The organism is Clostridium gasigenes, from assembly GCF_900104115.1.
Taxonomy (GTDB): Bacteria; Bacillota; Clostridia; order Clostridiales; family Clostridiaceae; genus Clostridium; species Clostridium gasigenes.
Genome location: NZ_FNJM01000003.1, coordinates 216,640 through 236,094, shown reverse-complemented (window position 1 = coordinate 236,094; position 19,455 = coordinate 216,640). Strand labels below are relative to the sequence as shown.

Sequence of the window (19,455 nt, the reverse complement as noted above, 5' to 3'; positions counted from 1 at the left end):
ATGTTTGTATAAATACCAAAAGCATAAGTGTATGTTTAAGTGCAAGAATATGAATAAAGAAAGTCTAACTAGATGCTTATCTTTTACTTAAGAGTTGAATCATTAAGCTTCAAAAAAAATTTGAAAGGAGATTAGTTTGATGGCTGAAGAAAATAAAAAACCTACCTTAACCATCGGTATTCCAACGTTTAATAGGGGATTTTACTTAGAACAATGCTTAGAGTGGATTTATGGGGAAATTAATGATGACCCTAATATTGAAATTTTAGTATGTGATAACTGCTCTACAGATAATACTGAAGAAATAGTTAAAAAATATAAAGCTAAATATAGTAATTTAGTTTATTTTAAACAAGCTAAAAATGAAGGTTTTGCTAGGAATCTTAAGACAGTACTTGAATTAGCCCAGGGGGAATATATAAATCCTCATGGCGATGATGACTTTTTTAATAGAGGAATTATAACTGAAATTATTAAGCTAATTAATCAGAACGAGGATGTGTCTGTAATATATGCACCGTGGACTGGTTGCAATTTAACAGCTATTCAAGGAGTGGGCTTTAATGATTACTTAAACCAACTAAATGGTATTACTTTTATTACATCAATGATAATAAATAATAAACATTATAAGGAGCTTGAAGATAAAGATAGATATATAAATACAGAGGTAAATCAGGTTTATATACAAATGGAGTTGTTAAAGAAGAATCCAAAGTTTTATATTTTTACTGGTAATATACTGAAATTAGGCTCTGGACATGCACCTAGGATTGGATATGATTTACTAGAAGTTATAGGGGATTATTTTGATATATTATATGATTATGAAAAACATGGATTAGAAAAACAAACTATTAAAAATGAAAAAAATAAAATGGTTAATTCTGTAATAATACCAAGTATTCATGCTATAATTAGGAAAGAAATAGGCGTAGGTATACAGGGTATAGATGAGTTTTTTACTAAATACTATTCTGAAGAAGATTATTTTGAGCAAAAATTAAATGAGATAAAGGGTTTATTAAAATCAATTAATTAGATATGTTGATGGAAATGTTTTCTATATTTGAAAAGGCCCAAGATGACATAAAGATTTTATAAATCTTTATGTCATCTTTTTATGTGGATGTGCTTGAGAAATTGTTCATAGGGGTGGACTACATATTTAGATTATGTTAAGGTTAAGTGAATTAACATAATGGAGGCAGAAAAATGGATAAAAATGAATTTAGTAAGTTAAAAGAATTTGAAAAAGTTAACCATATAAAGAGAGAGATGAGTAATGGTTGCAGTTTAAGTAAAGTAAGTACTGAAATAGGATTACATAAACAAGCGGTTAAGAAATTAATGGAAAGAAATAAGTACTTATTTATAGAAGGTAAATTTACACCTAATCAAGCAGTTATAGAAGCTATGGAAACTATTGGATCTGATAACATAGGCTCTGGTAATGTAGAAATGCAAAATGAAAAAATTAAAGAACTAGAAGAACGTATAGAGAAATTAGAAACTTTATTAGAAGATATATGTTCAAAATAAAAAATTCCTAAGGCTATAAAAAGTCTTAGGGATTTTTTTTGTTTAATTAGTACATACCAGGGGAATTTAGGAAAATATAAATACAATAGGATAGATTATTTTTTAAAGCGTCTAATTTTAGAAAAAATATGGTAAAAAATAACTATATCAGATATAATTATAATTAGAGCCAAAAAATGAGAGGATAAGGAGGTATTTAAAGTGAAGATATTTAAAAATAAATATTCAGAGGTTAGAAGTGGATGGAAGATATCATTAACATTTATTATGATGATAGCATTAACAATAATAACATCAATTATAGTTGGTATAGTGTTTATGGGGATTGAAATGGCTAAAAATGGAGGAGATATTAATGCAGCTACATTAGCAATTCAAAGTAATCAAATGCATTTTGTTATTATGGCTATCTTTCAAAATATATGCGTAATTGGAACTGTATTTGTAGTTTGGAGAATATTTGAGAAGAAAAAAATAAAATATATGGGGCTTACAAACATTATACCAAAGGAGGGCTTTAGCCAAAATGGATATAAGGAACTTGGAGTTGGGTTAGCATTAGGTGCAGTTACAATTACAATAGTAGCTGTAGTCTTATTACTTATAGGAAGTATAAAATTAGTTAATCCAATCACTAGTCCGAGGTTTAGTAGTAATTTAATAATTGGTCTTTTGGCTTTTATTGCAGTGGGATTTGGTGAGGAAATATTTGGGAGAGGGTATTGTATGTCTGTATTGAAGCAAACAAGAAACAAGTGGGTAGTACTAATTGTTTCTTCAATAATATTTTCTGCTATGCATTTAGCAAATGCAGAAATAGGAGTACTTCCCCTAATAAATATATTCTTAATAGGAATAGCATTTGGGTATATGTTTATGAAATCATCTAATATTTGGATGCCAATTGGATTTCATATAACTTGGAATTATTTCCAGGGATATATATGGGGATTCCAAGTAAGTGGAAATGTAGTTGATGGAATGTATCAACTAAAAACTGTTGAAGACAGTATTTTAAATGGAGGAGCATTTGGAGCAGAAGGTGGACTTATGGTAACTTTTGTAATATTATTGACTATAGGGTTTGTAGCTATGTATTATAAAGATAAAAATATAGATGACTTTATTAATAATAAAGTTGAATGCTAAATAAGGTATTTTCAAAAAAATAATGAAATCCAATATGATGATTGATATAATTGTTATATTGGATTTTTTAGTTATATAAGTTGCTAAGGAATAAAATAATAAAAAACAGAGGTGAAAAAATGACTATTTATAAATTAGATGAAAGAATTGCATTTCCATATCCAGAGTATGCAGAAGAGGATGGTCTTTTAGCTGTTGGTGGAGATTTATCTATGGATAGGCTATTGCTAGCATATGAAAATGGTATATTTCCATGGTATAACGAAGGGGAAGAAATATTATGGTGGTGTCCAAAAGAGCGATATATCATTAGACCAGATAAAGTACATATTTCTAAAACTATGAAAAGAATTATAAATAGTGGAGAGTTTAAAGTAACATTTAATAATGATTTCTATGGGGTAATAACAAGTTGCAAGGAAATTAGAGAAAATGAAGAAGGGACCTGGATTACAGATGATATGAGGAATGCATATCTTAATTTATTTAATAATGGATATGCATCTAGTGTAGAAGTTTATAAAGATGAAGAGCTAGTTGGAGGAATTTACGGAGTTAAGATAGGAAAGTGCTTTTTTGGAGAAAGTATGTTTTCAAGGGTTAGCAATGGATCTAAAATGGCATTAATAGCTCTATGTGAAAAGCTGGAAGAAGAAGATTTTAAATTTTTAGATTGTCAGTTTCATACAGAGCATCTTGAAAGTATGGGTGGAGAATCTATTAACTGGAATGAATTTACAGGAATGCTTAAGTATTAATAGTATAACATTTAATCTTTAATAGTAAATTGATGAGTTCTACCCATGGTATATGCAAGTTTTATAATTGATTTTTCCTCTTCAGACATTTCTCTATTATATATTTTTTCAAATTGATTTATTAAAGAAGTAGTATTAAGTTTATATTTGTGCACTTTCTCTCTTTTAGGGCGAGTAGGAGTATAAACTATAGGCTTTATATTAGTAGTATAAATATTCTTAAAAACTTCAGAAGTATAGTAGGCGTCGTTAAAAGCATCATGAAACTCACTTTGAATAGGAATATTTAAGAGCTTAACTGCATTGCTCAAACCAATTCTTGATGAATTAGGAGAATTAACATATTTTGAAGTGTGGAGTTGAATATCAATATATTCTTTAGGAATTAATGAAGTAGATAATTTGTGAAACTCAATATTTCGTAAAAGTTCTTTAATATCAGTAGTTCCCCAAACACAAAATATAGGAGTATCTTCTCCGATGAATCTTATAAAGTCTTTAAAAACTTTAGGAAAACTATTAGATAAATTTAATTGTTCATTATTTATTTTGGTTAAATCTTCTATATAAGGATGAATAGTAGGGTAAAGAGTTGGTTTAACTAGAGTATTAAATGTAGAAATTGTTTTAAAGTCCTCATTAAGTTTTAATGCTCCAATTTGAATAATTTCAAAAGGTAATTTTAAATAGTTATCTGTTTTTATAGATTTATTACTTGGATATTCTTGATTAAATTCTAAATCGTATAGTATATAATTCATTTGGCCACCCACCTTATTTATTAAACAAAAATAATAGCTAGTTACTATTGAATATAACATACCATTAATATTTTTATATTACAATAATAAAAATTTTAATAAAGAATCACCAGTTTAAATATTTGAATTTAGATATAATAATAGTAGTTTTTTATTATTTTATAGCAACATTTATATTATTAATAGCAACTTATTTTCTAGCACAAAGAGAAAACAACCCATTCAAGAAATTGTCTTGAATGGGTTTTAATTACATAGTTTTATGGAATGTTCTATTTACAACATCTAGTTGTTGTTCTCTAGTTAATTTTATAAAGTTTACAGCATATCCAGATACTCTAATAGTTAATTGAGGGTATAATTCTGGATGATCCATAGCATCTAATAAAGTTTCTCTAGCAAATACATTAACATTTAAGTGATGTGCATTTTGAGAAAAGTAGCCATCCATTAAGCAGCTTAGGCTTCTGATTCTGTCTTCTGGTGATTTACCTAATGCATCTGGAACTATTGAGAAAGTATTTGAAATACCATCTTGTGAATCTTCATAAGGTAACTTAGCTACTGAGTTTAATGAAGCAAGTGATCCACTACTATCTCTTCCATGCATAGGGTTAGCTCCTGGTGCAAATGGTGCTCCTACTTTTCTTCCATCAGGAGTAGTACCAGTTTTCTTACCATAAACAACATTTGATGTTATTGTTAATACAGATTGAGTGTGATAAGAATTTCTATAAGTCTTGTTTTGTCTTAACTTCTTCATCATATTTTTAACTAAGAATATTGCAATATCATCAACTCTATCATCATCATTTCCGTATTTAGGATAATCTCCTTCAATTTCGAAATCAACAGCTATCCCAGCTTCATTTCTTATTGGTTTAACCTTAGCATATTTAATTGCTGATAGGGAATCAGCACAAACTGAAAGTCCAGCTATACCACAAGCCATTGTTCTAAATACATCTCTATCATGCAATGCCATTTGCATGCTTTCATATGAATATTTATCATGCATGTAATGAATTACGTTTAATGTGTTTACATAAAGGTTAGCTAACCAATCTGTCATTACATCGAATTTTTCCATAACTTCATCATAGTTTAGGTATTCACTAGTTATACCTTCCATCTTAGGTCCAACTTGAACTCCAGATTTTTCATCTCTGCCGGCATTTATAGTGTAAAGTAAAGTTTTAGCTAAATTAACTCTTGCTCCGAAGAATTGCATTTGCTTACCAACTCTCATACCAGAAACACAACAAGCAATAGCATAGTCATCCCCTAGGTAAGGTTTCATTAAATCATCATTTTCATATTGAACTGAACTTGTATCTATAGAAACCTTTGAACAGAAATCCTTAAAGCCTTGTGGTAATTTAGTTGACCATAATACTGTAAGGTTTGGCTCTGGTGATGGTCCTAAAGTATAAAGTGTATTTAGGATTCTAAATGAGTTTTTAGTAACTAAAGTTTCACCATTTAACCCCATACCACCAATTGATTCAGTTACCCAAGTTGGATCTCCTGAGAATAAATCGTTATATTCAGGTGTTCTTAAGAATTTAACAAGTCTTAATTTCATTACAAAATGATCTACCAATTCTTGAGCTTCTTCTTCATTTATTATTCCATTTTTCAAATCTCTTTCAATATATATATCTAAGAAAGTAGAAGTTCTTCCAAGAGACATTGCAGCACCATTTTGTTGTTTTATTGAAGCAAGGTATGCAAAGTATAACCATTGGATAGCTTCTTTTGCATTTGTAGCAGGATTTGATATATCAAGTCCATAAGTTAAAGCTAGTCCTTTTAATTCTTTTAATGCAACAACTTGATCAGAAATTTCCTCTCTAAGTCTTATAACATCTTCATCTATGCAGTTTACTTCTAAACTTTTCTTTTGTTCCATTTTATCTTCGATTAATCTATTTACTCCATAAAGAGCAACTCTTCTATAATCACCAATTATTCGTCCTCTACCATAGGCATCAGGAAGACCAGTTACTATGCCGTATTTTCTTGCAAGTTTCATTTCGTCAGTATAAGCATCAAATACACCTTGGTTATGAGTTTTTCTATATTTGCTAAAGATTTCTGAAATTGAACTATCTACTTCATAGCCATAAGATTTAGCAGCAACTTCTGCTGTTCTAATTCCACCTTGAGGCATAACAGCTCTTTTAAGTGGAGCATTAGTTTGAACACCAACTATTTTTTCTAAAGCTTGATCTATATATCCAGGTTCATATTCATTAATTCCTGATACTGTTTTAGTATCAACATCTAGAACTCCACCATTTTCTCTTTCTTTCACAAATAAAGCACTTACTTCATCCCAAAGTTTTGTAGTATCAGAAGTTGCACCAGCTAAAAAGCTAGCATCACTTTCATATGGAATGTAATTTGTTTGAATAAAGTCTCTTACATCTATATTCTTAGTCCATTGTCCATTTTTAAAGTTATTCCATTCTTGTTTCATATTTATCTACTCCTTCTAACGTAAAATTTTACTTGTTAATATAATACGGCAAATATCAATAATTGATATTTATAAATAACAATTGTTGATTAATTATTTGTATATAATATAACATTAATATTTTTATATGACAAGAATAAATATAAAAAAAGGTTGAGGATTTGAAACTTAATCAGAGCATTATTTTATATGAAATTACATAAAATATAAAAACATGTAAATAATTATATAAACTTAATAAAAATGATATGAAATGAATAGATTAAAAAATGATAATATATTGAATAAATATAATTAATAAGGATATATGCGTATGATTTAATTGAAAGGCGGTCAATATGAAAAATAAATTGGGAAAAATATTTTTGGCTATCATTATTATAATGGTAATAGGGTGTGGAGTTAAGATTTTTACTAATAGAGAAATGATAGGGACTGAAATAGATAGCTATAGTAATGTACCTGTCTATTATAATGGTAAAATTTATACTGAAACATATGGTGAAAATTATGGTGAGGATGGATACTATTATGGATATGAATGGCAATGTGTAGAATATGTTAAAAGATTTTATCATCAAATAAAAGATCATAAAATGCCTGATGTGTATGGAAATGCGAAGGAATTCTTCGATGATAGCGTACCACAAGGAGAGTTAAATAAAAGTAGAGATTTAGTACAATATAGAAATGGGGAGAGTGTTAAGCCAGAAGTTGATGACTTAATAGTTTTTACAAATAGTAAATATGGACATGTTGCAATTGTAACAGAAGTTAAATCTAATTATATAGAAGTTATCCAACAAAATGTTTATGGTAAAACAAGAGAACAATATGAACTTGTTTTAGAAGACGGACAATACTATGTTGGAACGATACAAAAACCAGCAGGATGGTTACGAAAAGGATAATATAAATTAGTTGATAATAATTAGACAAAAATAAGGTGGATTTAATAAAATATAGTGCATCTTATTTTTAATTATTAAGTAATAACTATTATTGACTAATTTCAATAGCTACACTATAATTAAAGTATAAGAACGGAAGATGAGAAGGGAGAATTAAAATGGAAAAATATGTTTGCACAGTTTGTGGTTATATTCACCAAGGAGAATTGAAAAATGATATAATATGTCCAATTTGTAAGGTTGGATTTGATAAATTTGAATTGCTAGAAAGTAATAATACTTTCAAGGATTTTATAGTAGTAGATAAGGTAAAAGAAAATGAGTTAGTAACTTCATTTTACTTGAAATTAAAAGAAGGAACTTTGAAAAAGCATAAAGCAGGAGAGTTTATTTCTGTTATGCCTATAGATAAAGGCGAAAATTCTAAAGAAGTTAGACAATATACTTTATCTATGAAACCAGGAGAGGATTTCTATAGAATAAGTGTTAAGAAGGAAGAAATGGGTATAGTATCTTCATATTTACATAATAATGTAGAAGTTTCGGATATTATTAAAGCTACGGACTCTTTAGGGGAATTTACTTTAAGTGATAGTAAGAAACCATTAGTTTTATTAAGTGGTGGAATTGGGGTTACTCCAATGATGTCAATGTTATATGAGGCTTTAGAAAGCGGTAGAGACATTTTATTTATACAAGCTGTATTAAATTCTTCAGCGCATACTTTTAAGGATGAATTAGAAAAAATAGTAGATGAGAATAGTCAAGTTAAAAAGGCCATATTCTATCAAACTCCTTTAGAAGAAGATAAGTTAAATAAAAACTATGATTTTGAAGGATTTGTATCTGATAGATGGATTAAAGATAATGTTCCTCAAAATGGAAAATTCTATTTATGCGGGCCTGTAGGTTTTATGAAGCATATATATAATACTTTAAAATCTATAGGAATTAATGAAAAGGAAATAAACTACGAAATGTTTGGTGCTTATCAAGATTTAGCTGAATAATTAAATTGGATTTATAGTATATTTAAAGAAAAAAATTATAGAATAAATATAAGTAGCGAGGAGATAGGAAATATGAACAAAACAATTAAAACGCTTCTAGATCATAGAAGTATAAGAAAATACAGTTCAAAGAAAATAGAGGATAAGGAGCTTGAGTATATTTTAAAATCAGCCCAAGCAGCAGCAAATTCTATTAATGGACAAAGTGTGTCTATAATAGTAGTTAAAGATGTTGATAGAAAAAATAAACTAGCAGAATTAGCTGGTAATCAGGGATATATATCAGAAGCACCAGTATTCTTAGTATTTTGTATGGACTTTAATAGAACTAATAAAGCAAGTGAAAAAGTTGGGGTTAAACAAGCAGCGGTAGATAGTCAAGAAGCTAATATAGTTGGAGGAATTGATACTGGGTTAGCTATGGGAAATGCCATTACAGCTGCAGAATCATTAGGATTAGGTACAGTTTGTATAGGTGGCGTAAGAAGAAACCCAGAAGAGGTTATAGAACTGTTAGAATTACCAAAGTATGTTTTTCCACTAGCAGGATTAGTTATAGGACATGCTGAAGAAAAACCTGAGCAAAAGCAAAGATTCCCTATGGAAGTTGTAGTATCACAAGAAACATATAAAGAAATTACTGATGATCAATTAGAGGAATATGATAGATTAATAAGTAATTACTTAAGTGAAAGAACAGGGGGAAAAGATAAAAGTAGCTGGTCTGAAAGAGTTTCAGGAGTATACCAACATGTATATTTTCCAAAGGTAAAAGAAGCACTAGAAAAACAAGGGTTTACTAGTGAGAAATAATAAAATATTCAAACATAAGCTAATGATGTTAATAATATTTTAATTTTAGAATATGAATATATAGATATTTATATTTTAAGGAGAAGATATTTCATGGTAGTGGATTTGAGAAGAATAAGAAAATACATATTTATTATTTTAATAATTTTTATAGGAGTGGTTGGTTTAATAGTTTTCACTAATAATAAAAATGATAATATTTTTGTAGGTGGTAATTATTTACCTTATGAGTGCTTGGCGGGTGGAGAAGAGTATATTACTACAAAGGATAAAGATGAAAAATATTTTAGACCTTCTAATTTACCTATAATGAATAATAAAGAAGTGGTTAATAAGCTAATTGATAGTGAGTATGATAAAGAATACTCAAATATAACTATACCTAGTGATATATTAAAAACCCCGGAGGCTACAATATTAAATTATTTTTCTCTTTTAAGGGAAGCGGCTAATCCTATAGACGGTAAAAACATAGGTTGTGGATCATTAGGAACAGGGAATATTCCTTATAAAATAGGATATAACTTTTTCACAAATGAATATAAAGATAAAGTTAGCTTTAAAAACTATAAAAAATCTTTTGAGAATATAGCTCATATAAATTTGCTTAAATTAAAAGAAGTACCAAGTAGTAATGAAGATGAATTGAAATATTTTTTTGAAATAGAGACTATAGAAGGTTCTGATAAAGATGTAGCTTATTTTGCATATTATTATGGATATATATATATTTCTAAGGTTGATGATACTTATAAAATTTCTAATATAGATATAAATGGTGAAAAGTATTTATGCACCCCTTATCATGGATGGTCTAATTATGGGGAATTATCAGTTGAAATTAAATATGGGAACTGGTGCAAAATGATTAAAACTATGGGGCAGAGTGAAGTGGATGGATATGAAAAGAAAGTTTACTTTAAGGGAATAGATAACAAAGATTATATGATAGTATTTTATACATTAACAAATGATAATGATATTGAAATAGCTCAGTATGTTAAAAGTGAAGAAGGACCTTGGATTAATATAGATCTAAATCCTGATAAATGTCTTAAAAACAATGAAGCTAAGAGTTAATTATGAAAATACAACAAGTTTCTAATATATTAATGAGCAATAATTAGGTTAAATATAGTCTAATAAAAAGAGGATCTATATTGGTAATAAATCACCAATATAGATCCTCTTTTGTTTAAGGCATATTCAAAAAATATCTCACCTTGATTTGATATCTTTATTCAAAGGCCTAAAGCATAGTTAGTCTAAAACTTTAGTGTTTTTAGTCGTTCAACTGCTTTAATTATATTTTCTTTATGACCAAAAGATGTAAGTCTAAAGTAGCCTTCACCATTTTCTCCGAAACCAACTCCTGGAGTTCCTACAATATTTACTTCTTCAAGTAAATAGTCAAAGAATTCCCAAGAAGACATATTACCTGGACATTGTAACCAAATGTAAGGAGAATTTTTTCCACCTATGTATTTTATATTTAGTTCGTCCAAAGCATTACCTATTATTTTGGCATTTTCCATGTAGTAATCTATATTTTCTTTTATTTTTATTCGGCCTTCCTTTGAAAAGACTCCGGAGGCAGCTTTTTGAACAATATATGACACTCCATTAAATTTAGTAGTTTGTCTTCTAAGCCATAGTTTATTTAATGAAACATTATCACACTCAAGTTCTAAAGGAACTGTAGTATATCCACATCTAACTCCTGTAAATCCTGCTGTTTTAGATAAAGAACATACTTCGATAGCACATTTTTTTGCTCCTTCTATTTCATATATACTATGAGGAATGTCATCATCATATATAAAGGCTTCGTAAGCTACATCAAATAAAATAATTGATTTTTTTTCAATAGCAAAATCAACCCATTCTTTTAATTGAGATCTGTTATATGTTGCACCAGTTGGATTGTTTGGAGAGCATATGTAAATAAGGTCTCCTTCTAAATCTTCTGTTGGCATTGGTAAAAAACCATTTTCAAAAGTACCATTTACATAATTGATTTTTCTACCATCCATTATATTAGTATCTACATATACTGGATACACTGGATCTGGGATTACAACTACATTATCCTTTGAAAATATATCAAGGAGGTTACCAAGATCACTTTTGGCACCATCACTTATAAATATTTCTTCACTTAAAAGATCTACATTGAATTCTTTATAGTAATTTTTAATACTATCTTTTAAAAATAAATATCCTTGTTCAGGACCATATCCTTTAAAAGTAGAATCAGAAGCCATGTCATCTACTGCAGATTTAAGTTCATCTATAACTGATGAACATAATGGTAGAACTACGTCACCAATTCCAAGTCTGATAATTTCTTTATCGGGATTTTTAGTTTTAAATTCACTAACCTTAGTTGCTATTGTTGAGAAAAGATAACTGTCTTTTAACTCAAGATAGTTTTTATTTATTTTTGTCATAATAATTAGCCCCCTAAATATCTAAGTTTTTATTAATATAAGTTCCATCAAATACAAAATCTGCGGTACCAGTCATATAAACCAACCCATCAGATTGATATTTAATTGTTAAGTCGCCACCAAGTAATTTAACAGTTATGTCATTGTCTTTTTTACAATAATTATTTAATACAGATGCAACAACTACAGCACAAGCACCTGTTCCACAAGCTAGTGTTTCATCACTACCTCTTTCCCAAACTCTCATTTTCACTGTGTTTTCATCTATTATTTCTACAAATTCTGTATTTATTCTATCTGGGAACATTGAATGATTTTCAAATTTAGGACCTATAGTTTTTAAATCTAAGTTATCTATATCATCTATAAACACAACACAATGTGGGTTACCCATAGAAATACAAGTGATATAATAATCTATTTCATCAATAGTTATTTTTTCATTTATTATATTCTCTTGAGAGTGGAGCACAGGTATTTCCCTAGAATTTAAAATAGCCTCACCCATATTAACACCAATACTAACTACTTCATCATTTTCAATAGTAAGCTTTAGTAACTTGACACCACTTAAAGTATCTATTTTTATAAAGTCCTTTTTTGTAAGCCCCTTTTCATAAACATATTTACCAACACATCTTATACCATTACCACACATCTTAGCTTCAGATCCATCTGCATTAAATATTCTCATTTTAAAATCAGAAATTTCAGATTTAAGAATTAATACAATTCCATCTCCACCTACTCCAAAATGTCTATCACTTAGAATTATAGATACTTTTTCAGGATCTTTTAACTCTTCGTTTATACAATTGAAATAAATATAATCATTCCCTATTCCATTCATTTTTGTAAAATTCATATTATGGCCCCCTAATATATATTTGTATATATGCTTTATATTATACTTTATTTTATATTAATGTAAAATAAAATTTAAAAATATTAAGATTATTTAGAATAATCTTAATATATAGGGTGGTTAGCTAAGGGGTATTATTTATAAAAAATAGTATATAATAATTATTATTATATATATTGTAGTTTTAAAAGTTAATTTAGTATATAATTAAGAAAAAATATATCTAAAAAATACTAAAATTTTAATAAAAGAGGTATTAATTAAAATGAAATATGAATTAACATTATATGAATTAGGAAAATTGTTAAAAAATATAAGAGAAGAATATAAAGTAAATTTGTTATCTAAAATAACACTAAGTGGTGGGTGGATGACAATTACAGGTTCAGTTGACATAGAAGAAATTCCAAAAACTGAAATTATATCAAAGGGAAATAATATTATAAGCATAAAGGTAAAAACTAATAAAGAAGAAGGGTCAATATTAAAAATAACTGGTGCTAAAGATAAGAAATTTAATATTGATATAGCACAAGCAAAGTTTAAAGTAATATCTGCTACTGGAATAAATATTAATAGGATTCAAACAAATAATGAAGAATGTAAATTAAGAATAGATGAGGATATGATTTTTACAATAAACACAAATGAAGATAATATTCTAAAATTTTTACAATATTAAAATAAAGAATCACTAAGGCATAGCTATAATATTTAATATAGTTATGCCTTGTTTTCATATTTTAATTAATAGCATTATCGTAAACCTTTTTTAATTCTTTTTCACCCATAAAATAATAAACTAAGTAGCCCATCAAAATAACTCCAGGAATATCTATTAATAAACGTACCATAGTAAATTTAAAGCCCAGAGCTGAGATTTCAAATAGGAGGGTAGAAATTTTAGTAACACACCAAGAGTTCATAAAAATTATTATATTACTAAATTTAGCACCTTTTTTTAGTAACACAATAGTAAATGGAAAAGCTGCATACATAGGGCCAGCGGCTAGTGAACCTATTAGCATAGATAATGCAATTCCCATAATTCCTGAATTTTCACCCATGTATTTCATTAATACTTCTCGCTTAATCCAAACATCCATAAGACCTAATAAAATCATAATAGGGGGCAAAACACTTAACATTTGTAAAAGACTAAACTTTGCACTTTCAATAGTTTTAAAACCAATATTACAATTAATAAAAAATATTACAATAAGTATAATCAGTGAACTAATAAAAAAAGAATACCTTTTAGCTAATTTGCAAATTATTTTCATATAACAACCATAACCTTTCCTAAAATAAAAGCTACTACAAAAGAAAATAGAAATGCTATAAAGTTTCTAAGGAAAGAAGCTTTTGTCCCTATATATTTAGATTCTAAAGAAAAAGTCATAACTCCAACTAATGTAAGAGTTGATATTAAAGCTCCTACTTGAGCAAATCCAGCTCCATTTTGCAATAATGAGGTTCCAGTAGAGAATGCTACAAAGGTTGGCATAAGTACTATAGATCCCATAAGTGAAGAAATTAAAACACCAAAAAATCCAGAATCATTACCTATTAATTTAGATATAGTTTCAGGATTTAATAATGATAATAATAAACCTACAAAAATTATAATACCTAAAAATTGAGGCATTATATTTTCAAAAGATTTAAGTGAGGATTTAATAGCTTGTATAGTTTTTGATTTATCCTTTAAAAAAGATAAAATAAGAAGTACGAATGCTAATGTATATAAAATAATTCCAGTCATAAAATCACTCCATAAATATTATTTTTAATATGTTTTATAATATTCATGTAAATGCCATAAGTGTTCATCAAATCATTATCAAATGTGTGGGAATAATAAAGTTAGTGATAATTAAATAAGAAAAAATTAAAAAGCATCATCGCTTCTTAAATTAGAAGTAATGATGCCTTTGTTTTTAATATGGTGACCTGTAGGGGAATTGAACCCCTGATTTCACCGTGAGAGGGTGATGTCTTAACCTCTTGACCAACAAGCCATGATTGAAATATTTTAATTGATATATTTATAATATCAGATATAATTTTAAAATACAATGAAAATAAGGACTAATGGATAAATATAGTATATAATTTTTATTATTATAAAAAATGATACAGATACTAAAAATTACTTAAAAAGGGGCGTTAAGAGAAAATGTTTGATATAAAAGTTTTTGATGGAATGACAGTAGAAAGTAAATTAGACAATATGCTTATTATGTTAGAAGGTCTTATACAAGATGAAAAAGATGATTTAACTAATGTTTGTAATGCAACAGCTTTAATTAATGCATTAATAGGAAGAATAAATTGGTGTGGATTTTATCTAATGAAAAATAATGAATTAGTACTTGGACCATTTCAAGGAATGCCAGCTTGTACTAGAATAGAAATTGGGAAAGGAATATGTGGAGAGGCAGCTTCAAAAAGAAAAACAATGTTAGTTAAAGATGTTCATGAATTTTCAGGTCATATAGCCTGCGATGCAGCATCAAACTCTGAAATAGTAATTCCTATAGTTAAAAATGAAAAACTATATGGTGTATTAGATTTAGATAGTGAAGAATTTAATAGATTTACGAAAGTAGAACAGGATTATTTAGAAAAATCAATGAAAATCCTTAATAAATATATTAATTGGGAAAATATAACTTGTTAAAAATCAACTTAATTGAGGGAGTGCTAATATGAGAAAAATTTACAAATGTTTTCCGAAGGGAAGATAATCAAGTTTGTTTTATTTAGAGGCAAAAATAAATAATAATAAAAAAATATCCCTAAATCCTTATAGGACTTAGGGATATTTAAAATTTAAGTGATATTAGTAATTAATACCAGCTGGTTTTATATTGTTTTTATCTCCTTGACTACATGGAGTAACGCCATAAGTCATATTACAATGTGGGCATTTATCTACTAATTTTTCCATAGTAAATATTTTTCCACATGAACAATCAATTTCATGAGAAGTTCTTAAAGCTAAATCAGCTTTACCCTTACCTCTTACTAAATCTACTACACCTGTACCATCATTACCTAATGTTGAACATCCACAACTCATATGTAGAACCTCCTAAATTTATTTATTATAAAAAGTATATATCATATGCACATAAAATACAATGGTAAAATTAAGGTTAAGAGTTAAAGTGAAATTTTAGGTTTTTCCATAAAATATATTTACAATATTATATAGGTATGGGTATAGTAAATATAATAAATTAGCCATCTGAAAAAATAGCAATCAAAAGTAGAGTATATGTTTATTGGTTGCTTTTTTGAAGAGGTATTTAAGTTGTAAGGAGTTTTATAGTGGATAAAGATTTAGTAAGTGCAATAGAATTAGCTAAGGAATTAGGGTTATATTTAAAGATAGTTAATTCAATGAAGTCATTTGAAAATTATAATAGTTTTTTCAATATATTTTCTCAAACTGAAGAAGCTTGTAGGAGAATAGTAGTTTTAACTCCATATAAAGAGTTAGAAGAAGTTGATGAAGAGAATGCGGATAAACCAATAATAACTAATAAAATTATTGATGGGAATTTATGGTTAGAAGAATATCATTTAACAACAAGTCTTAAAAATATTTGTCTTGAGAATATAATGGTGTCAAAGTCTTTGGTAAAAGAATTATTTAATAAATAATTCAAAAAAACAACACGCAAATAGGGGAGTTATATTGGTCTATTATTTTTTAAGAATATGCCTAAATAAAGGGAGGGTATATGGGGATGAAAAGAAAAAGAATATTATATTTAGGATTAATTACTATAGTAATGATTCTAGGGATTTGTTCAAGAAAATATGGAGGTTATTTACCAGGAATTATAAGTGAATATTCAGGAGATATACTATGGGCATTAATGGTTTATTTGGGATTTGGATTTTTATTTAGTAAAAGTCCAATAAGATACATTGCATTAATATCTTTAATATTTTCTTGGGGAATAGAAATATCCCAGTTGTATCAAGGAAAATTGATAAATGTAATTAGACAAACTACCTTAGGAGCATTAGTTTTAGGTCGGGGATTTCTATTTAGTGATTTAGTGTGTTATACAATCGGAATTTTAATTGGAGTATAATTTGAATATTTCTATTTTTACAGTATTTCAAAGAAGTCTAATGGAGTTGTAAAATAAAAGGTGATGGTTAGTTTACAGGGTAATAGAACTCTATTATAGAAGGGATTTTTAAATAAATATAATTATGAATGGGTGTACAGATTAATTGTATACTCATTTATTTTTCATTGAAACTGCTAAAATGTAGGTTGATATTGAGAAAAGTATGTTATAAAATGGTATTTATAGTGGCGATTTATATGATTCACAATGGAAAGTTCTTAGATGTTTTGAACTAATAAAATGGTGTAAGTTAGAATGAATTATATTAACAAGTATTATGGGAGGGTCTATTATGGAGTGGAAAGAAGGAGAATATAAAATAAGCAATGATAAATCATTATTATCAGTTGAGGAAATATGTGGATTATTATCTAAAAGTTATTGGGCAAGTAAAAGACCTAGGGAAGTTATTGAAAAGTCTATTGAAAATTCAATATGTTATGGAGTATATCATATTGAAAAACAAATAGGTTATGGAAGAATTATTACGGATTATGCAACAACATATTATATTTGTGATGTAATATTGGATGAGGAACATAGAGGTAAAGGGTTAGGTAAAAAGCTTATAGAATGTATGATAGAATTTGATGAGGTTTGTAGTGGTTTTGGAATGTTAGCAACTAAAGATGCTCATGGACTTTATGGGCAATATGGATTTAAAAAAGATGAAAAGACATTTATGCGCAGAATACCTATTATATAGAATGGTATTTAGGGTGCTGAATAAATGAAAGTAATAATGGGGAAGTCAGGGTAAAAGAATATTCAATGTTTGGTGCGTACAGTGGTTTATTCCATTATGAAAAGTAGAAAAATTCACAACATTAATTTATGATAAAGATAATATAGATTATTAAATAGGGGAGGATAACATGGGAAATATTATATACAGAAAAATGAATAGTGATGAATGTGAACGTATTAATCAAATAAATCCATATCAATATATTGGTAAAGCGTGGAGATTGGTAAATGGAGAACGTCAATTAGTAGAAATTAAATATGAGGATTTAGATTGGCCAAATGGATATGAACATCATTATAATAATTTGAAGGAGACTATATTAAATGGTGGTAGTGCATTTGGAGCTTTTGAAAATAATGAAAAATTATTGGGGTTTGCTACTATAAATAGGGATTTCTTTGGTGAACAGTTTAATTATATTTTGATGGATCAACTTTTCATCTCATTAGAACATAGAAATAGAGGGATGGGTAAAAAAATATTTATGCTTTGCGTAGATGAAGCAAGAGAATGGAATTCAGATAAAATTTATATTTGTGCTGGCTCAGCTGAAGAAACAATTGCATTTTATCGTGCAATAGGTTGCACGGAAGCTGTAGAAATAAATAAAGAGTTATATGAAAGTGATCCAAGAGATTATCAATTGGAGTATTTATTATAATAGATAGTTCATAAATTATAGCTGCAAAAATTTAATATATTATAAATGAGCAGGTGGTATTAAATTTACTACCTGCTTTAATATTATAAAGAACTGATAATTATAGATACAAAAGTTATTTAAAATGATTGATGTTCTCCAATTACAATACATTTAGAATCTTGCCCATGTCCAATTTGATTAGTTTTAGCTATCGGAAGATTAGGATCTTCTATTATACTAGTTATTATTTCTATAATATCAGGAGTATACTTTTCTCTTTCCATTTCAGTAAAGCTGCCAAGTAATATTCCTTTAACTTTTTTAAAGACCCCTAATTGTTTGTATTGAGTTAAATATGTTGTCATTTTACTTACATCACCACCTAGACTTTCAAGGAAAAGAATTTTATCTTGAAAATCTGGCATATATTCTGTTCCAGCTAGTTTTAAAAGACAACGAATATTACCGCCAACAACTACACCTTCCATTGAAGTTCCTTGTACCCACGTATATTCAAAGTTAAATAAATCTTTTTTATTTTCGATAAGACTTTTAGTAAAATCCTGAAATTGTTTTTCTTCACAATTACCAACTAGGTTTCTTAATTGATAATTATATGCCTTCAAACCTGTTTTTGCATATATACCATTTAATAATACTGATAAATCACTATAACCAAAGAATGGTTTAAAGTTAGTTTTTATGATATTAAAATCTAAGTAGTCTAAAACACTATTAGCTAAATCTCCACCAGAAACATCAAATATTGCTTTAACATTTGGATTAATAAAAAGATTCATTAATTCATTAGCTCTTTCTTTTGCAGAACCATTAAAAATAGAATGTTTTTTATATAATGTTTTCGCGTATAAGACATTTATATTAATAGAAGAAAGTTTTTCTTCTAAATAATCAATTTTTCTAGAGGACTCTTCTGATAAACCATTAGAGCAAGCAATTATTCCTATTGTATCTTCAAATTTTAATAATGAATTCATATATTTAACCGTCCTTTTTAATTTCAGATTATGTTGTAGTATAATATTATACTACATACTGTCCTTAGTTTTTTTGAAAGCCTGTGTTGAATGTTTATTTATATGCTGATTATAACATTGATCTGTTATTTTTTCAGGATCCTAAATATCTTGATATAAATATTAACAAAA

At 27.7% G+C, this 19,455-nt stretch carries 22 protein-coding genes and 1 tRNA gene; 14 read left to right on the top strand and 9 right to left on the bottom strand.

Features of this window, described 5'->3' with window-relative positions; translation table 11 throughout:
* Positions 1 to 139 precede the first annotated feature (139 nt).
* The 4 genes from BLS77_RS08550 to aat all read left to right on the top strand — a co-directional run bounded on the left by BLS77_RS08550 (position 140) and on the right by aat (position 3,449).
* The gene (locus tag BLS77_RS08550; RefSeq protein WP_089968212.1) at positions 140 to 1,042 is read left to right on the top strand and encodes a glycosyltransferase family 2 protein; all 903 of its coding nucleotides are present in this window, start codon (positions 140 to 142) and stop codon (positions 1,040 to 1,042) included.
* Positions 1,043 to 1,215: 173 nt separating this feature from the next.
* Positions 1,216 to 1,542 carry a hypothetical protein gene (locus BLS77_RS08545; protein ID WP_089968209.1) on the top strand — a complete coding sequence of 109 codons (327 nt, stop codon included), beginning with the start codon at positions 1,216 to 1,218 and terminating at the stop codon, positions 1,540 to 1,542.
* Between the two features lie 201 nt (positions 1,543 to 1,743).
* Positions 1,744 to 2,691, top strand: coding sequence for a CPBP family intramembrane glutamic endopeptidase (locus tag BLS77_RS08540; protein ID WP_089968206.1), 948 nt, complete (start codon positions 1,744 to 1,746; stop codon positions 2,689 to 2,691).
* 119 nt (positions 2,692 to 2,810) lie between these two features.
* Positions 2,811 to 3,449 (top strand): leucyl/phenylalanyl-tRNA--protein transferase, encoded by a 639-nt coding sequence (gene aat / locus BLS77_RS08535; RefSeq protein WP_089968205.1) that lies wholly within the window; start codon positions 2,811 to 2,813, stop codon positions 3,447 to 3,449.
* 11 nt (positions 3,450 to 3,460) lie between these two features.
* Here the strand turns inward: aat and BLS77_RS08530 are convergent, their stop codons facing one another.
* Positions 3,461 to 4,210, bottom strand: coding sequence for a 3'-5' exonuclease (locus BLS77_RS08530; protein WP_089968202.1), 750 nt, complete (start codon positions 4,208 to 4,210; stop codon positions 3,461 to 3,463).
* 250 nt (positions 4,211 to 4,460) lie between these two features.
* Complete coding sequence (pflB, locus tag BLS77_RS08525; protein ID WP_089968199.1) at positions 4,461 to 6,692, bottom strand: formate C-acetyltransferase; 2,232 nt, start codon at positions 6,690 to 6,692, stop codon at positions 4,461 to 4,463.
* 338 nt (positions 6,693 to 7,030) lie between these two features.
* On the opposite strand from pflB, the gene BLS77_RS08520 reads away from it, so the two are divergent.
* The 4 genes from BLS77_RS08520 (at position 7,031) to BLS77_RS08505 (ending at position 10,506) form a co-directional block, all read left to right on the top strand.
* The gene (locus BLS77_RS08520) at positions 7,031 to 7,603 is read left to right on the top strand and encodes a CHAP domain-containing protein (protein ID WP_089968196.1); all 573 of its coding nucleotides are present in this window, start codon (positions 7,031 to 7,033) and stop codon (positions 7,601 to 7,603) included.
* Between the two features lie 158 nt (positions 7,604 to 7,761).
* The gene (locus BLS77_RS08515) at positions 7,762 to 8,613 is read left to right on the top strand and encodes a rubredoxin-like domain-containing protein (protein ID WP_089968193.1); all 852 of its coding nucleotides are present in this window, start codon (positions 7,762 to 7,764) and stop codon (positions 8,611 to 8,613) included.
* A 72-nt stretch (positions 8,614 to 8,685) separates the two neighbouring features.
* A complete protein-coding gene (nfsA, locus tag BLS77_RS08510) occupies positions 8,686 to 9,426 on the top strand; it encodes an oxygen-insensitive NADPH nitroreductase (protein ID WP_089968189.1) in 741 nt (246 codons plus the stop codon).
* Between the two features lie 93 nt (positions 9,427 to 9,519).
* Positions 9,520 to 10,506: a hypothetical protein gene (locus BLS77_RS08505; protein ID WP_089968187.1), complete on the top strand. Its 987-nt coding sequence runs from the start codon at positions 9,520 to 9,522 to the stop codon at positions 10,504 to 10,506.
* A 185-nt stretch (positions 10,507 to 10,691) separates the two neighbouring features.
* Here the strand turns inward: BLS77_RS08505 and BLS77_RS08500 are convergent, their stop codons facing one another.
* Together BLS77_RS08500 and dapF are read right to left on the bottom strand one after the other, a co-directional pair.
* Positions 10,692 to 11,876 (bottom strand): LL-diaminopimelate aminotransferase, encoded by a 1,185-nt coding sequence (locus tag BLS77_RS08500; RefSeq protein WP_089968186.1) that lies wholly within the window; start codon positions 11,874 to 11,876, stop codon positions 10,692 to 10,694.
* A 13-nt stretch (positions 11,877 to 11,889) separates the two neighbouring features.
* Positions 11,890 to 12,741: a diaminopimelate epimerase gene (gene dapF, locus BLS77_RS08495; protein ID WP_089968185.1), complete on the bottom strand. Its 852-nt coding sequence runs from the start codon at positions 12,739 to 12,741 to the stop codon at positions 11,890 to 11,892.
* A gap of 265 nt (positions 12,742 to 13,006) precedes the next feature.
* Here dapF and BLS77_RS08490 point away from each other — a divergent pair, with 265 nt between their 5' ends.
* Positions 13,007 to 13,423, top strand: coding sequence for a UDP-N-acetylglucosamine pyrophosphorylase (locus tag BLS77_RS08490; protein ID WP_089968182.1), 417 nt, complete (start codon positions 13,007 to 13,009; stop codon positions 13,421 to 13,423).
* Between the two features lie 61 nt (positions 13,424 to 13,484).
* Here the strand turns inward: BLS77_RS08490 and BLS77_RS08485 are convergent, their stop codons facing one another.
* The 3 genes from BLS77_RS08485 to BLS77_RS08475 all read right to left on the bottom strand — a co-directional run bounded on the left by BLS77_RS08485 (position 13,485) and on the right by BLS77_RS08475 (position 14,762).
* The gene (locus BLS77_RS08485; RefSeq protein WP_479723116.1) at positions 13,485 to 13,889 is read right to left on the bottom strand and encodes a permease; all 405 of its coding nucleotides are present in this window, start codon (positions 13,887 to 13,889) and stop codon (positions 13,485 to 13,487) included.
* A 131-nt stretch (positions 13,890 to 14,020) separates the two neighbouring features.
* Positions 14,021 to 14,506, bottom strand: coding sequence for a permease (locus BLS77_RS08480; protein WP_089968176.1), 486 nt, complete (start codon positions 14,504 to 14,506; stop codon positions 14,021 to 14,023).
* Between the two features lie 181 nt (positions 14,507 to 14,687).
* Positions 14,688 to 14,762, bottom strand: a tRNA-Glu gene (locus BLS77_RS08475).
* A 158-nt stretch (positions 14,763 to 14,920) separates the two neighbouring features.
* On the opposite strand from BLS77_RS08475, the gene BLS77_RS08470 reads away from it, so the two are divergent.
* Entirely contained in the window at positions 14,921 to 15,424 is a 504-nt protein-coding gene (locus BLS77_RS08470) for a GAF domain-containing protein (RefSeq protein ID WP_089968173.1), read from the top strand.
* A 162-nt stretch (positions 15,425 to 15,586) separates the two neighbouring features.
* On the opposite strand, the gene BLS77_RS08465 is transcribed toward BLS77_RS08470, so the two are convergent.
* Positions 15,587 to 15,826, bottom strand: a complete 240-nt coding sequence (locus tag BLS77_RS08465) for a hypothetical protein (RefSeq protein WP_089968170.1) — start codon at positions 15,824 to 15,826, stop codon at positions 15,587 to 15,589.
* Between the two features lie 251 nt (positions 15,827 to 16,077).
* Between BLS77_RS08465 and BLS77_RS08460 the strand changes: the two genes are divergently transcribed.
* From BLS77_RS08460 to BLS77_RS08445, 4 genes are all read left to right on the top strand, one after another.
* Complete coding sequence (locus BLS77_RS08460) at positions 16,078 to 16,413, top strand: hypothetical protein (RefSeq protein WP_089968167.1); 336 nt, start codon at positions 16,078 to 16,080, stop codon at positions 16,411 to 16,413.
* Positions 16,414 to 16,499: 86 nt separating this feature from the next.
* Entirely contained in the window at positions 16,500 to 16,853 is a 354-nt protein-coding gene (locus tag BLS77_RS08455) for a ribosomal maturation YjgA family protein (RefSeq protein ID WP_207648685.1), read from the top strand.
* Positions 16,854 to 17,187: 334 nt separating this feature from the next.
* Positions 17,188 to 17,601, top strand: a complete 414-nt coding sequence (locus tag BLS77_RS08450; protein ID WP_089968161.1) for a GNAT family N-acetyltransferase — start codon at positions 17,188 to 17,190, stop codon at positions 17,599 to 17,601.
* A gap of 169 nt (positions 17,602 to 17,770) precedes the next feature.
* Positions 17,771 to 18,304 carry a GNAT family N-acetyltransferase gene (locus BLS77_RS08445; RefSeq protein ID WP_089968158.1) on the top strand — a complete coding sequence of 178 codons (534 nt, stop codon included), beginning with the start codon at positions 17,771 to 17,773 and terminating at the stop codon, positions 18,302 to 18,304.
* Positions 18,305 to 18,423: 119 nt separating this feature from the next.
* On the opposite strand, the gene BLS77_RS08440 is transcribed toward BLS77_RS08445, so the two are convergent.
* Positions 18,424 to 19,284: a S66 family peptidase gene (locus BLS77_RS08440; protein WP_089968155.1), complete on the bottom strand. Its 861-nt coding sequence runs from the start codon at positions 19,282 to 19,284 to the stop codon at positions 18,424 to 18,426.
* Positions 19,285 to 19,455 lie beyond the last annotated feature (171 nt).